The 14,307-nt window shown below is 47.8% G+C and carries 14 protein-coding genes; all 14 read left to right on the top strand.

Features of this window, described 5'->3' with window-relative positions; genetic code table 11:
• The first annotated feature begins 13 nt into the window (after positions 1–13).
• On the top strand, positions 14–1,240 hold the full coding sequence (tilS, locus tag KNO91_RS14655; RefSeq protein WP_214818633.1) for a tRNA lysidine(34) synthetase TilS: 1,227 nt from the start codon (positions 14–16) through the stop codon (positions 1,238–1,240).
• Between the two features lie 35 nt (positions 1,241–1,275).
• Positions 1,276–1,821: a hypoxanthine phosphoribosyltransferase gene (gene hpt, locus KNO91_RS14650; RefSeq protein ID WP_012727721.1), complete on the top strand. Its 546-nt coding sequence runs from the start codon at positions 1,276–1,278 to the stop codon at positions 1,819–1,821.
• Positions 1,822–1,926: 105 nt separating this feature from the next.
• The gene (gene ftsH / locus KNO91_RS14645; protein WP_214791134.1) at positions 1,927–3,951 is read left to right on the top strand and encodes an ATP-dependent zinc metalloprotease FtsH; all 2,025 of its coding nucleotides are present in this window, start codon (positions 1,927–1,929) and stop codon (positions 3,949–3,951) included.
• A gap of 93 nt (positions 3,952–4,044) precedes the next feature.
• The gene (locus KNO91_RS14640; protein WP_214738347.1) at positions 4,045–4,809 is read left to right on the top strand and encodes a type III pantothenate kinase; all 765 of its coding nucleotides are present in this window, start codon (positions 4,045–4,047) and stop codon (positions 4,807–4,809) included.
• Positions 4,810–4,828: 19 nt separating this feature from the next.
• Positions 4,829–5,758, top strand: a complete 930-nt coding sequence (gene hslO / locus KNO91_RS14635) for an Hsp33 family molecular chaperone HslO (protein WP_285800819.1) — start codon at positions 4,829–4,831, stop codon at positions 5,756–5,758.
• Positions 5,759–5,842: 84 nt separating this feature from the next.
• Positions 5,843–6,796, top strand: coding sequence for a cysteine synthase A (gene cysK, locus KNO91_RS14630; RefSeq protein WP_214818632.1), 954 nt, complete (start codon positions 5,843–5,845; stop codon positions 6,794–6,796).
• A gap of 94 nt (positions 6,797–6,890) precedes the next feature.
• Entirely contained in the window at positions 6,891–8,270 is a 1,380-nt protein-coding gene (locus KNO91_RS14625; protein ID WP_353047467.1) for an anthranilate synthase component I family protein, read from the top strand.
• Positions 8,267–8,851, top strand: a complete 585-nt coding sequence (pabA, locus tag KNO91_RS14620) for an aminodeoxychorismate/anthranilate synthase component II (RefSeq protein ID WP_214818629.1) — start codon at positions 8,267–8,269, stop codon at positions 8,849–8,851. Before KNO91_RS14625 ends, pabA begins: the two co-directional genes overlap by 4 nt.
• Positions 8,835–9,653 carry an aminotransferase class IV gene (locus tag KNO91_RS14615; protein WP_214818627.1) on the top strand — a complete coding sequence of 273 codons (819 nt, stop codon included), beginning with the start codon at positions 8,835–8,837 and terminating at the stop codon, positions 9,651–9,653. Before pabA ends, KNO91_RS14615 begins: the two co-directional genes overlap by 17 nt.
• A gap of 11 nt (positions 9,654–9,664) precedes the next feature.
• Positions 9,665–10,450, top strand: coding sequence for a dihydropteroate synthase (gene folP / locus KNO91_RS14610; RefSeq protein WP_214796677.1), 786 nt, complete (start codon positions 9,665–9,667; stop codon positions 10,448–10,450).
• Positions 10,443–10,808 (top strand): dihydroneopterin aldolase, encoded by a 366-nt coding sequence (folB, locus tag KNO91_RS14605; protein WP_214818625.1) that lies wholly within the window; start codon positions 10,443–10,445, stop codon positions 10,806–10,808. The genes folP and folB overlap by 8 nt, the downstream gene beginning before the upstream one ends.
• Positions 10,805–11,302, top strand: coding sequence for a 2-amino-4-hydroxy-6-hydroxymethyldihydropteridine diphosphokinase (gene folK / locus KNO91_RS14600; RefSeq protein WP_214796682.1), 498 nt, complete (start codon positions 10,805–10,807; stop codon positions 11,300–11,302). Before folB ends, folK begins: the two co-directional genes overlap by 4 nt.
• A gap of 70 nt (positions 11,303–11,372) precedes the next feature.
• A complete protein-coding gene (gene dusB / locus KNO91_RS14595) occupies positions 11,373–12,311 on the top strand; it encodes a tRNA dihydrouridine synthase DusB (protein WP_243834802.1) in 939 nt (312 codons plus the stop codon).
• A 148-nt stretch (positions 12,312–12,459) separates the two neighbouring features.
• Complete coding sequence (gene lysS, locus KNO91_RS14590) at positions 12,460–13,950, top strand: lysine--tRNA ligase (protein ID WP_214818623.1); 1,491 nt, start codon at positions 12,460–12,462, stop codon at positions 13,948–13,950.
• Positions 13,951–14,307 lie beyond the last annotated feature (357 nt).

Below are 14,307 nucleotides of genomic sequence, written 5' to 3'. Positions count from 1 at the left end.
AAGGAGGGAATTCATGAAAAAAGTGCTCGTCGCAGTGTCTGGTGGGGTGGATTCCATCGTCTTGCTAGATCGTCTCGTCAAGCGGGGATGGGATGTCGCGGTGGCACATGTACATCACGGCTTACGTGAAGCGTCGGACGAAGAGTACACATTTGTCACCCGTGTCGCGGAAACCTACCATGTTCCGTTTCATGGGACGCGTCTCCATTTTCAAGAGGGCGGGTCGCAAGCACGGTATCGGGAAGCTCGCTATCAATTTTTCGAAGATATCATGAACAAATACGGATATGATACGTTAGCCACAGCACACCATGCAGATGACGAGTTGGAAACGGTGCTCATTCAACTACATCGAAACATGATCGAAGTGAAAGGTATTCCCGAGACTCGACAATTTGGTAACGGCACACTCATCCGTCCGTTGTTACAAGAGTCGAAAGCTCAACTGATTGAGTATGCACAACAAAATGGTCTGGATTGGCGAGAAGACGCTACGAATCAAGAGCGTACCTACTTAAGGAATCGGATCCGTCATGAGATTGTGCCGCGCCTGAAGCAGATGTGGCCGTCGATTGTGGAAGAGGTCAGCAAAGTGGCGAAACAGGTCCGTGCTGATTGGGATGCGCGTTATGAGTCGTGTGAGCAATGGATTGAAGCATATGTTGCATTCGAAATGAAAGCGTTTCATGTGAAACTCGAGGATTTTGAGCGCTTATCATGTCTTGAACGATATACGGTCGGTCGATTATTATCCTCTCGTTACGAGTTGAACGTTAGCGAGGCCATGGAGAAGCTACTTCAGAGTCAGAAGGATACCGGAACCTATCACCTGAAAGGAGAGTGGTTCATGACGAAGCGGAATGGGGTACTTAACCTTGTACAGCGTTCTGCGCCAGACTCACTTCATCCCGTTCAGATTGATTCGTTGCCGACCGTGGTTCAATTTGGAGGACGGACAATCTCTTTATCCATCGAAGAGGGAAGGGAAGGCATTCCGTTACACGAGATCACCTATCCCCTCAGGATTCGGTCGATCGCACCAGGTGATCGGATGCGATTGGCCGTAGGGACAAAAAAAGTAGCCCGCATCTTAATCGACGAAAAGATTGAGCGGATGGTTCGCCCGACGTTGCCCCTACTTGAAGACGGGTCAGGACGAATTCTCGCGATTGTCGGGGTAAGAGTTTCAGAATTTCTAGACAAGTCGGATGCGATTTGCCTACGATTAATGGTAAAATGATGATTGTGTCGAAACAGAAAGAGGAGGATTTCAAGATGTCATTAATGAACGATATGGAGAAAATTTTAATCTCGCGTGAAGAGATTCAAGAAAAGGTGAAAGAACTCGCTGGAACACTTAGCGAAGACTATAAAGAAGAGTTTCCGCTTCTCGTATGTGTATTGAAAGGCGCAATGCCGTTCATGTCTGATCTCGTCAAAGAAATGGATATCCATCTCGAAATGGATTTCATGGACGTATCGACGTATCACGGAGGTACTTCTTCAACAGGTGAAGTGAAAATCGAAAAAGATTTAAATACATCTGTAGAAGGACGCGACATCTTGATTGTAGAAGATATTATTGATAGTGGGTTGACGCTTGGCTATCTCGTCGATCTTCTCAAATACCGTAAAGCGAAATCTGTGAAGATTGTCACGCTTCTCGACAAACCGACAGGACGTAAAAATGGTTTATCAGCAGACTATAGTGGTTTCGTGATTCCACACGAATTCGTTGTCGGCTACGGTTTAGATTATGAAGAGAAATATCGTAACCTTCCTTACGTCGGTGTGCTCAAACCGAGCGTTTACGGGGGCTAACGTTTTTCTTTTGAAAATGTGTCGTGGTAAGATAAAAGAAATCCCCAAAGTATAGGCATATACTGAATGGGCGAGAACATCGTTTCTCGGAATAGGAGGCAGAGAATGAATCGTGCAGTGAAAAACACATTGGTTTTTGGTGTGATTTTCCTAGCCTTGATCTTGTTCCTTCAATATTTGCAGAATCCGAATAGTCAGAGTGAAACGCTCTCGTATTCGAAATTCCTAGAATATGTGGAAGATGATCGGATTGAGACGGCAACCGTACAAGAAATCCCGGGGGCTATCTCGATTACAGGCGATCTTACAGGAGATGACGACCAGCGTTACGAAACAAACATTCCAGCGAATGAAGCTGAATATGCGGATGTATTGACGCAGCTTCGAGCGAATACGGATATTCAAATCGAAGAGGCTGAATCGAACAGTAGCTGGTTCAGCATCGTCTTCGCGATTCTACCGTTCATTATCATCTTCATCTTGTTCTTCTTCTTGTTGAACCAGGCGCAAGGTGGCGGTGGCGGTGGTCGTGTGATGAACTTCGGGAAATCGAAGGCGAAACTATACGACCAAGAAAAACGTCGTGTCACATTCCAAGATGTGGCCGGAGCAGACGAAGAGAAACAAGAACTCATCGAAGTCGTTGAATTCTTGAAAGATCCTCGTAAGTTCTCGAAACTCGGTGCGCGTATTCCAAAAGGGGTCTTGCTCGTTGGTCCTCCAGGGACAGGTAAAACACTTTTGGCCCGTGCAGTAGCCGGGGAAGCCGGAGTACCATTCTTCTCGATCTCAGGTTCGGACTTCGTTGAGATGTTCGTCGGGGTCGGGGCGTCACGTGTCCGTGACTTGTTCGAAAACGCGAAAAAGAATGCTCCATGTATCATCTTCATCGATGAAATCGATGCGGTCGGACGCCAACGTGGTGCCGGTCTCGGCGGTGGTCACGATGAACGTGAGCAAACATTGAACCAATTGCTTGTTGAGATGGATGGATTCAGTGATAACGAAGGGATTATCATGGTTGCGGCGACAAACCGTCCGGATATCCTTGACCCAGCCCTCCTTCGCCCAGGTCGTTTTGACCGTCAAATCACGGTCGACCGTCCGGATGTAAAAGGACGCGAAGAAGTGTTGAAAGTTCATGCACGCAACAAACCACTTGATTCAACTGTAGACTTGAAGTCGATCGCGCAACGTACACCAGGTTTCTCTGGGGCTGACTTGGAAAACCTCTTGAACGAAGCGGCACTCGTTGCGGCACGTTCAAACCGTACGGCAGTCTCGGTTGTCGATGTCGAAGAAGCAATTGACCGTGTCATTGCAGGACCTTCGAAGAAGAGCCGAATCATTTCTGAAAAAGAACGTAACATTGTCGCTTATCACGAAGCGGGTCACACGATTATCGGTCTCGAGCTCGAGAATGCGGATGAAGTACACAAAGTGACGATTGTCCCACGCGGTAACGCAGGAGGATACGTCGTCATGCTTCCAAAAGAAGATCGTTACTTCATGACAAAACCTGAACTCGAAGACAAGATTGTCGGCCTTCTTGGTGGACGTGTCGCCGAAGATGTCATCTTTGGTGAAGTGTCGACAGGAGCGAGCAACGACTTCCAGCGTGCGACAGGTATTGCACGTAAGATGGTCATGGATTACGGGATGAGCGATAAGCTCGGACCACTCCAGCTCGGTTCAAACCATGGTGGACAAGTATTCCTTGGTCGCGATTTCCAGACGGAGCAAAACTACTCGGATGCGATCGCCCAAGAGATTGATTTAGAGATTCGCGAAATCATCAACCGCTGCTATGCGAAAGCGAAGCAGATCTTGACGGAACGTCGCGAAGACCTCGAGCTCGTTGCGAAGACATTACTTGATGTCGAAACGCTTGATTCGAAACAGATTCGTCACTTGATTAAGACACGCGAATATCTCCCGCATGAGCCGGAAGAAGACGTGGATGCATCAACGGACTCGGATGACGCAGCGAAGAAAGATGACGCGGCCGTTCAACACGGACAAGTCGTCGATCAACCTGAAGTTGTTCAAGACAGCCAACCGGATGTCGTACCTGAAGGCGATAAGCCAGAGGCGACTCCAACGGAACGTCCGAATAACGAATCACGTTAATGAATGAGACGAATGCCCTTGACGAGGCATTCGTCTTTTTTCGTGTTATAATTCGAGCGAACTGCAATTGACAACAAAGTGAGGAACTATATCATGATTTTAGTGATTGATGTTGGAAATACAAATATTGTTCTCGGGATGTACGATGGTGACAACCTCGTGCACCATTGGCGAATCTCTACGGATCGGACGAAAACGACTGATGAATATGGCATGCTAGTGAAGTCGTTGTTTGATCATTCGAACGTCTCATTCGATCAAGTCGAAGGTGTCATCTTGTCTTCTGTCGTGCCTCCTGTTATTTTCCCACTTGAACAAATGTCACAACGATACTTCAATGTACGTCCAATCGTTGTGGGTCCAGGTGTGAAGACGGGGTTAGACATTCACGTCGAGAACCCACGTGAAGTCGGGGCCGACCGCATTGTCAACGCGGTTGCCGGAATCGCCAAGTATGACGGTCCGCTCATAATTGTTGATTTTGGAACGGCAACGACGTATTGTTACATCGATGAGAAGCGTCGCTACCACGGCGGCATCATCTCACCGGGTATCATGATTTCAGTGGAAGCCCTCTATCAGCGTGCTGCGAAATTACCACGGATTGAACTGGCAACCCCGCCAACGGTTATCGGGAAAAATACGATTCAAGCGATGCAGTCGGGAACATATTATGGATATGTGGCCCAAGTGGATGGCATCGTGAATCGCATGAAGCGTGAAGTTGGTGAAGCGACCGTCATTGCGACTGGAGGATTGGCACGATTGATCAGTGAACATGCAGAAACGATTGACCATGTAGATTCGTTCCTGACACTCGAAGGTCTCCGTCTCATTTACGAGCGCAATCAAAAGTAAACTAAAGGAGTTAACACATATGATTCATTCAGAACAACAAGTATTACTCGATCAAATGAAAGACGATTATCTCGTTCGAGCCCTCGGCTTTAATGGAGAAGTGCGCGCATTTGCAGCACGTACGACAAAGACAGTGTACGAAACACAACTTCGTCATCAGACGACACCGGTTGCCTCAGCAGCTCTTGGACGGACGATGACAATCGGTTCGATGATCGGAGCGATGCAAAAAGGTGCAGCGCGCGTCACGCTTAAAGTTGAAGGTGATGGTCCAATCGGGAAAATCATCGTAGACGCAGATACAGCAGGAGATGTCCGTGGATACGTATCTTATCCTCGTGTCGATGGCGGGACGTTCGTCAACGAGCAAGGACTGACGAAGCTGAAAGTCGGCGATGCGGTCGGTAAAGGAACGGTCTCGGTCATTAAAGACTTAGGGTTAAAAGACTACGTCGGCGGTTCTTCAGAGATTCAAACAGGTGAAATCAGTGAAGACTTCACGTACTACTTCGCAACGTCTGAACAAGTACCATCAGTCGTTGGAGCAGGTGTTCTCGTCTTACCAGAAGATGAATCGATTCTTGCGGCAGGTGGAGTCATCGTTCAATTGCTGCCGAACGCTTCTGAAGAAACGGTACAAGCGCTCGAAAAAGCACTTCAAACGTTCCCGCCGGTATCTGTATTAATTGGTGAAGAAAAAACGCCAGAAGAAATGCTTCAATTACTCCTCGGCGATAGCCTTGATGTGCTCGACACGAATCCGATTCAGTTCAACTGCACATGCAGCCGTGAACGAATGGAAAGCGCCATCGTCGGTCTCGGCAAAGAAGAGATTCGCCAAATGATCGAAGAAGACGGCGGAGCTGAAGCGGTTTGCCACTTCTGTGGTGAAAAGTATCATTTCTCAGCTGAGCAGTTAGAAACAATGAAAGAACAGGCACAATCGTAAGCAACGTTCCAAATTGCATATTTTCAATTCGATAGGGTATGATAACAATATCGGAATAGTCGGAATTATGAAGGAGGAAATGTAATGCGAATCGTAAACTCAGTGACAGACTTGATTGGAAAGACCCCGATTGTGAAGTTGAACGGAATGACTGGACCAGAAGATGCCGATGTGTATCTAAAGCTTGAATATATGAACCCAGGGTCAAGCGTCAAAGACCGGATCGCCCTCGCGATGATCGAAGCCGCTGAAAAAGACGGAATCTTAAAACCTGGTGATACAATCATCGAACCAACAAGCGGAAACACAGGAATTGGTTTAGCTATGGTCAGTGCCGCGAAAGGGTATAAAGCCATTCTCGTTATGCCTGAGACGATGAGCATGGAGCGTCGCAACCTTCTTCGTGGATATGGTGCCGAGCTGATCTTGACACCGGGATCTGAAGGGATGGGTGGAGCCATTCGTCGTGCTACTGAAGAAGCCGAACAAAATGGTTACTTCCTTCCACAACAATTCAACAACGTAGCAAACCCGAACGTGCATGAAATGACGACGGGACCTGAGATTGTAGAGGCGTTTGAGGAATCAGGACTTTCAGTGGATGCTCTCATCGCAGGCGTTGGTACAGGTGGTACAATCACTGGTGCCGGTAAAGTTGTGAAGGCGAAATATCCAGACGTGAAAATTTTGGCGGTTGAACCGGTTGATTCACCAGTTTTGTCTGGCGGGAAACCAGGACCTCATAAGATTCAAGGCATCGGTGCTGGATTCGTCCCATCTATTCTTGATACTGAAATCTATGAGGGTGTCCTTCAAATCACGACAGATCAGGCGTTTGAATACGCTCGCCAAGCGGCGCGCACGAACGGTGTCCTCGGTGGGATTTCTTCAGGGGCTGCGATTGCAGCGGCGCTTGATACGGCGAAGCGCCTCGGCAAAGGGAAAAACGTTTTAGCGATTATCCCGTCAAATGGCGAACGCTATTTGAGCACACCACTCTATCAATTTGATGAAGAATCAAACGAGAGTCGCGTATAACATTTCAGGCAGTAATCGAGAGACATTCTCTTTCGGTTGCTGCCTTTTCTTGTGTACAATAAAAGGCATGAATGAATAGACGGAGGAATGACAAGTGAGATCGACAGCGTTCAGAACGAAGCGGATGACAAAAGAAAAGATGTATGAGGCATACATGACGTTGACAGCAGACCAGCCGTACCATGCATGGCTAGAAAGTGGGAGGGCAGGACGATATACGATTGCGGGAATCGAACCGTTCGGTCGCTTCCATGTAAAAGATGGTGTCGGTCTCCTACAGGTAGGAGAAACGACTGAAACGTTGTATGGAAAGCCGCTCGATTTGGTCAGTGAAGTGCGGCAACGGTTCGAGGCCGAACGACCGGAAGGAGCGCCCCCGTTTTTCGGTGGCATGATCGGCTATGTCAGTTATGATGTAGCCCGGACGATTGAGCGGCTCCCTGAACAGGCAGAAGATGATTTATCGACGCCGGACGTTTCTTTCCTTTTGTTTGACGAAGTGGCTGTGTTCGACGAAGAAAGTTCGACTCTTTACTTGATGGTCACAGCAGAAGGCGATGCCGAACGTAAGGCCGATCGATTGGCAGCCATGTGGAATGTCGAATCACACTACGCATTCAAACCGACGGAACAATTCTCTGTCGAGCGATCGCGCTCGATGTCTCAGGACGAATTTGTCGAGGCGGTCAAACGAATTCAGTCTTATATCGTGGAAGGTGACGTGTTCCAAGTGAACCTGAGCGTTCGCCAATCCGAACCGTTACGCGCCGACCCACGTCGTGTATACGATACGCTCCGTCAAATGAATCCATCTCCGTATATGGGGTATTTTGTAGACGATGCATTGACAATGGTCTCCGCTTCACCGGAACTATTGCTTGAGAAACATGGATCTGACATTTCAACGCGCCCGATCGCGGGTACGCGTCCACGTGGAAAAGACGATGTCGAAGACTTACAATTGGCGAACACACTCCTTGAAAATGAAAAGGAGCGAGCAGAACACGTCATGCTCGTCGACTTGGAACGCAACGATCTCGGTAAAGTCGCGGCGTACGGTAGTGTTCATGTGGATGAATTGATGGTGATTGAAAAGTATTCACACGTACAACATATCGTTTCGAATGTGCGAGGAACCATTCGTGATGATGTGTCAGGAGCGGATGCGCTCGCGGCGATGTTCCCTGGTGGTACAATCACTGGTGCACCGAAAATTCGAACGATGGAAATCATCGAAGAACTTGAACCGGTTCGCCGAGGATTATACACAGGGTCATATGGCTGGTTAAGTTGGGACGATGATCTCGTCTTCAACATCACCATTCGAACGATGGTCGTGAAAGATGGCGTTGCATACGTCCAAGCGGGAGCTGGTATCGTCATCGATTCGGACCCAGTCTCGGAATATGAAGAATCCCTGTCCAAAGCGAAGGCGCTATGGGCGGCGAAGCAAATGACGGAGGAAACAACATGATTGTACTCATCGACAACTATGACTCATTCACATACAACTTAGTGCAGTATTTTGGGGAGCTCGGCGAAGAACTAGTCGTTTATCGAAACGATGAAGTGACGATTCAAGACATTGAGGGATTGTCGCCGAGTTACCTTGTCATTTCGCCGGGACCTTGTACACCGAACGAGGCGGGCATTAGCGTCGAAGCGATTCAAGCGTTCGCAGGTCGTATTCCGATTTTAGGTGTTTGCCTCGGTCATCAAGCGATTGCACAAGCGTTCGGAGGAGAAGTCGTCCATGCGGAGCGGCTTATGCATGGAAAAACATCGAAGATTCAACACGACGGGAAATCGATTTTCAAAGATATTCCTCAACAGACAATCGTGACCCGTTATCATTCGTTGTCCGTGGAACGTTCTACATTACCTGAGTGTTTGGTGGTCACGGCGGAGACAGAAACGAAGGAAATCATGGCGCTTCGACATAAGACGCTCCCGATTGAAGGGGTGCAGTATCATCCTGAGGCGATTTTGACCGCGCATGGAAAAGAGATGATTCGAAACTTTATCGAGGAGTACCGTCATGTGGTATTGGCATAACGGGCAGCTGACGGAACGGGATAACGTGAACATTTCGGTCGAGGATCACGGATTCTTATATGGGATGGGTTTGTTCGAGACGTTTCGAACGTATCATGCCATCCCGTTCTTGTTCGATGCACATTGGGAACGATTGATGAGAAGTCTAGACGAGTTGTGGATAGATTTCCCCTATACGAAAAAGGAAATCGAGATGGCGATTCAGCACTTGTGCCGTCAAAATGAATCTCCTGACTTGTATATCCGATTGAATGTATCGGCAGGAGTCGCGCCGCTCGGTCTGTATGCCGGGCGTTATGAAACCCCGAACGTCACGTTGATTGCCAAACCGCTCTCCTCAGAAGTTGTGCCACAGGAGAAGCGAGTCGAACCAATCCCTTTCCCAAGAAGTCGTCCTGAAGCAGCATTTCGCTTAAAGTCGCATCACTACATGAACAATATCCTCGGGAAGCGGGCTTTACAAGACCCGGATGCGGAAGGGTTATTTGCGGATGAACAAGGCTGCATTGTGGAAGGGCTCGTGTCGAATATCTTTTGGATCGGGTCTGATAATGTGTTGTATACGACACCCCTTTCGAGCGGGGCCCTCGCTGGGGTGACGCGACAATGGCTGATCGATTGTTTCTCTGTAGTGGAGCGGTCGGTGACATTTGATGAATTAAACGATGCGAAAGAGATTTGGATGACCAATTCGATTCAACAAGTCGCACCGGTGACGCATTACAGAAATCTCCGATACCCTGGTAAAGATGGGGAACGATTTAAAGAAGTGTGGGCGGAACTTGTTCGTTCAATTGGATAGGAGGCTGAAGCATGACGAAAATCATGGGTATTTTAAACGTGACACCGGACTCGTTTTCAGATGGAGGACGGTATACGGCAATCGAAGAAGCTGTGCGCCATGCAAAACAACTCGTAAGAGAAGGTGCGGATGCGATCGATGTCGGTGGTGAATCGACGCGACCCGGCGCGGTGCTCGTTTCTGCGGAAGAAGAAATTGAGCGTGTCGTCCCAATCATCAAACGACTAGTACAAGAAATTGATGTGCCTATCTCGATTGACACATATAAGCCGGCAGTGGCGAGAGCGGCATTACAAGCAGGCGCGGCAATCATTAATGATGTGTGGGGCTCAAAATGGGGAGATCGGTCGATGGCGCGTGTCGCATCTGAATATCATGCTCCGATTATTTTGATGCATAACCGAGAAAATCGGGACTATCATCATTTTATGGAAGACGTGGTTAATGATTTGAAGGAATCGATTGCGATTGCTCACGCAGCGGGCGTGAAAGACGAGGATATTTGGCTAGACCCAGGAATCGGATTTGCAAAAGACGTGGCGCAAAATCTAGAACTCATGAATCACCTCGATGTGATCACGCGTCTTGGCTATCCGGTGTTACTGGGCACGTCTCGTAAATCGTTTATCGGCCAAACGCTCGACTTACCAACCGAAGAACGCGTTGAAGGGACGATTGCGACGACATGTCTAGGCATCATGAAAGGGTGCGAGTGGGTACGCGTCCATGACGTGAAAGAGAATATGCGTGCAGCGAAGATGATGGATGCGATGATGAGGGGGAATGGACATGGATAAGATTTTTGTGAACGGCATGCGATTTTATGGATACCATGGTGTATTTGAAGAGGAGAACCGTCTCGGTCAACGGTTTCACGTGGATTTAATGTGTGAATTGGACCTTGCGCCTGCTGGGAAGTCAGATGATTTACAGGATGGGGTCAGCTACGCGGGGTTATATCAAGTCACAGAAGAAATCGTGACGGGGGAACCGGTCAATTTACTCGAAACACTTGGAGAACGAATCACGACGGCTGTGTTGGCACATCACGTGCTCATTCAAAGCGTGACGGTGAAAGTCATCAAACCGGATCCGCCCATCCCAGGACATTACGACTCGGTGGCAATCGAGATGACAAGGAGACGAATGTCATGATTTATATCGCGCTAGGAGCGAATATTGGTGAGCGGGCTTCACAATTGTCTGCCGCGATTGATGAAATGGGAAAAATGGGAGTTGCAGTCACGAAGCAATCTTCGGTGTATGAGACGGCTCCTGTCGGTTATACCGATCAACCGTCTTTTTACAATATGGTGGTTGAAGTAGAGACTCATCAGTCCGCAACCGACTTGTTAGATACGCTTCAACAAATTGAACGACGACTAGGTCGAGAGCGTCTCTTTAAAAACGGACCTCGCACCATCGACCTTGACATCCTCTTTTATAATGGGGAAGATATACAATCAGAACACTTGACGGTTCCACATCCACGGATGCAGGAACGTGCGTTTGTACTCGCTCCGTTAGCTGAGATTGCGCCAGAACTCGTCGTCCGAGGACGAACAGTCGCATCGTGGCTAGTAGATTTACCGATGGTAGACCGCCAAGATGTCGTTCGGTTACAGTTGCTCACGAATTTGGTGAAATGAAGGATGTGTTGTCTTGACAGGCTTTAAGATTGGAAATATAGATATTAAAAACCGTGCGGTCCTGGCACCGATGGCTGGAGTGACCAATCCGGCATTCCGATTGATTGCAAAAGAATTTGGTGCGGGGCTTGTGTGTGCCGAAATGGTTAGTGATAAAGGGATTTTACTAGAGAATGCTCGGACGATGCGCATGCTCTATGTCGATGAACGAGAAAAACCGCTCAGCTTGCAAATTTTTGGTGGCTCTAAAGACACACTCGTCAAAGCGGCACAATACGTCGATCAAAATACGAATGCGGACATTATCGATATCAACATGGGTTGTCCTGTGCCAAAAGTAACGAAATGTGATGCAGGTGCGAAGTGGTTACTTGATCCGGATAAAGTGTATGAGATGGTCAATGCCGTCACGAATGTAGTCGAAAAACCGGTCACGGTGAAAATGCGCCTTGGTTGGGACGATGATCACATCTTTATTTTGGACAATGTCAAAGCGGCTCAGACAGGTGGGGCGGCAGCCATTGCCATTCATGGACGTACGCGAGCTCAACAATATGAAGGAACTGCGAACTGGGACTGGATTGGTGAAGCGAAGAAAGTAGCAACCGTACCGATTATCGGGAACGGTGATATCGCCACACCACAAGACGCGAAGCGTGTCATTGACCAATACGGTGTGGATGCCGTTATGATTGGGCGCGCTGCACTTGGGAACCCGTGGATGCTCTATCAGACGGTTCAGTACCTCGAAACAGGAGAACTTCCACCGGAACCAGCAGCTCGTGAAAAAATTGATATTTGCATGTTGCACCTCGACCGATTGAGCGCAATTAAAGGTGAGCTGACGGCTGTTCGTGAAATGCGTCAACATGCGGCGTGGTATTTGAAAGGACTGAAAGGCAGTGGTCCGATTCGTAAACAAATCAATGAAACGGAATCACGCGAGGCTTTCGCAGCGGTCCTGTATGGATTTGTTGATCAACTCGAACGACAACTGTCAGAAGTGTGAACTAGAGAAAAGAACTAATTTATGGTAAGCTTGTTTGGCGAAAAAGTGCACCACAACGAATGAACGGCTTCGGCTGTGCTGTTGGCCATCGGGTCGACAGTTTTTTGTTAGGGATAAACCCAATATGGATAGAGGAGTGAATGGAATAGTGAGCCACGAGTTAGAAATGAATGATCAAATGCAGGTTCGTTTTGAGAAGATGACCGATATGCGCGAGCGCGGTCTTGACCCATTCGGTCACCGCTTTGATCGTTCTGCGCACGCAGGTGAATTACATGAACAGTATGAATCAATTGAAAAAGAGGCTTTGGCAGAACAGGACGTAGAAGTCACGTTAGCCGGTCGGATCATGACGAAGCGTGGGAAAGGGAAAGTATTCTTTGCCCACATTCAAGATGTGACGGGTCAGATTCAAATTTACGTTCGGAAAAATGATGTCGGGGATGAGCCGTTTGACTTGTTCAAATCTTCAGACCTCGGTGATATCGTCGGTGTCAAAGGGAAACTCTTTAAAACAAATGTGGGTGAACTCTCGATTCATGTGGAAGAGTTTGAACTCTTGACGAAGGCGCTTCGCCCGCTTCCGGATAAATATCATGGATTGAAAGATGTGGAACAGCGCTATCGCCAACGTTATCTTGATTTGATTACAAACCAGGATTCACGTCAGACGTTCATTTTGCGTAGTCGTATCATTTCTGAAATCCGTAACTTCTTGAACCAAAAAGGATATTTAGAAGTGGAAACGCCGATGTTGCACACGATTGCGGGTGGAGCAGCGGCACGTCCGTTCTTGACGCATCATAATGCGTTGGACATGGAACTCTACATGCGAATCGCGATTGAACTTCACTTAAAACGTTTGATCGTTGGTGGACTTGAACGTGTATACGAAATCGGACGCGTCTTCCGTAATGAAGGGATCTCGACACGTCACAACCCTGAATTCACAATGATTGAATTGTATGAAGCGTATGCAGATTACAACGACATCATGGATTTGACGGAAGAATTAGTAGCTCATGTCGCACAACAAGTACTCGGTACGACGGATGTCCAATATGGTGAAGATACAATCCATCTCGGGATCGGATGGAAACGTGCACACATGGTGGACCTTGTTAAAGAAGAAACAGGTGTCGACTTCTGGCAGCAAATGTCCGACGAAGAAGCACGTTCCCTTGCAAAAGAGCATGGCGTAGAAGTTCAGGATCATATGACGTTCGGTCATATCGTCAATGAGTTCTTTGAGCAAAAAGTTGAAGAAACATTGCTTCAACCAACATTTGTGACGGGACACCCGGTTGAAGTATCGCCGTTAGCGAAGAAGAATGAAACCGATCCGCGTTTCACAGATCGTTTTGAATTGTTCATCGTTCGTCGCGAGCACGCGAATGCATTCACGGAGTTGAACGATCCAATCGACCAACGTGAACGCTTCGAAGCGCAATTGCTTGAAAAAGAAGCAGGTAACGACGAGGCCCATGAACTCGATAACGACTTCCTTGAGGCGCTTGAGTACGGAATGCCGCCAACAGGTGGACTTGGAATCGGGATCGACCGGCTTGTCATGTTATTGACGAATGCACCATCGATTCGCGACGTTCTTCTTTTCCCTACGATGCGTCACCAACAATAAATGATGGTTGAGGAGCCAGTTTGTACGTATGTGCAAACTGGCTCCTCTTTTCTTTTTTGTATATGAAGCCTTATAGAATAGGCATTAAAACAGAAGAACCCTCTCACTTAAAAACTTTTTTGAAAAAACTTTATAAAAAACCCTTGCGTTAATGAAAGGTGTGCGGTAAAGTAATAAACGTTGCCGCTGATGGCAGCGGAAAGAAATAAAAAAAGTGGTTGACAACTGTGTCGATGACTTGTATTATTTTAAGAGTCGCCAAGAGCGACAGACGAACTTTGAAAACTGAACGATGAGGCAAAAATAAGTTTTACAATTTTTGAATGAAGCGCAAGCTTCGTCAATTTAAGAGCTATA

Source organism: Exiguobacterium sp. s59 (genome assembly GCF_018617475.1).
In the GTDB taxonomy this organism is placed as follows: Bacteria; Bacillota; Bacilli; order Exiguobacteriales; family Exiguobacteriaceae; genus Exiguobacterium; species Exiguobacterium aestuarii.
Note: the sequence above shows the minus strand (reverse complement) of the source record. Positions and strands in the feature narration are given on the sequence as shown.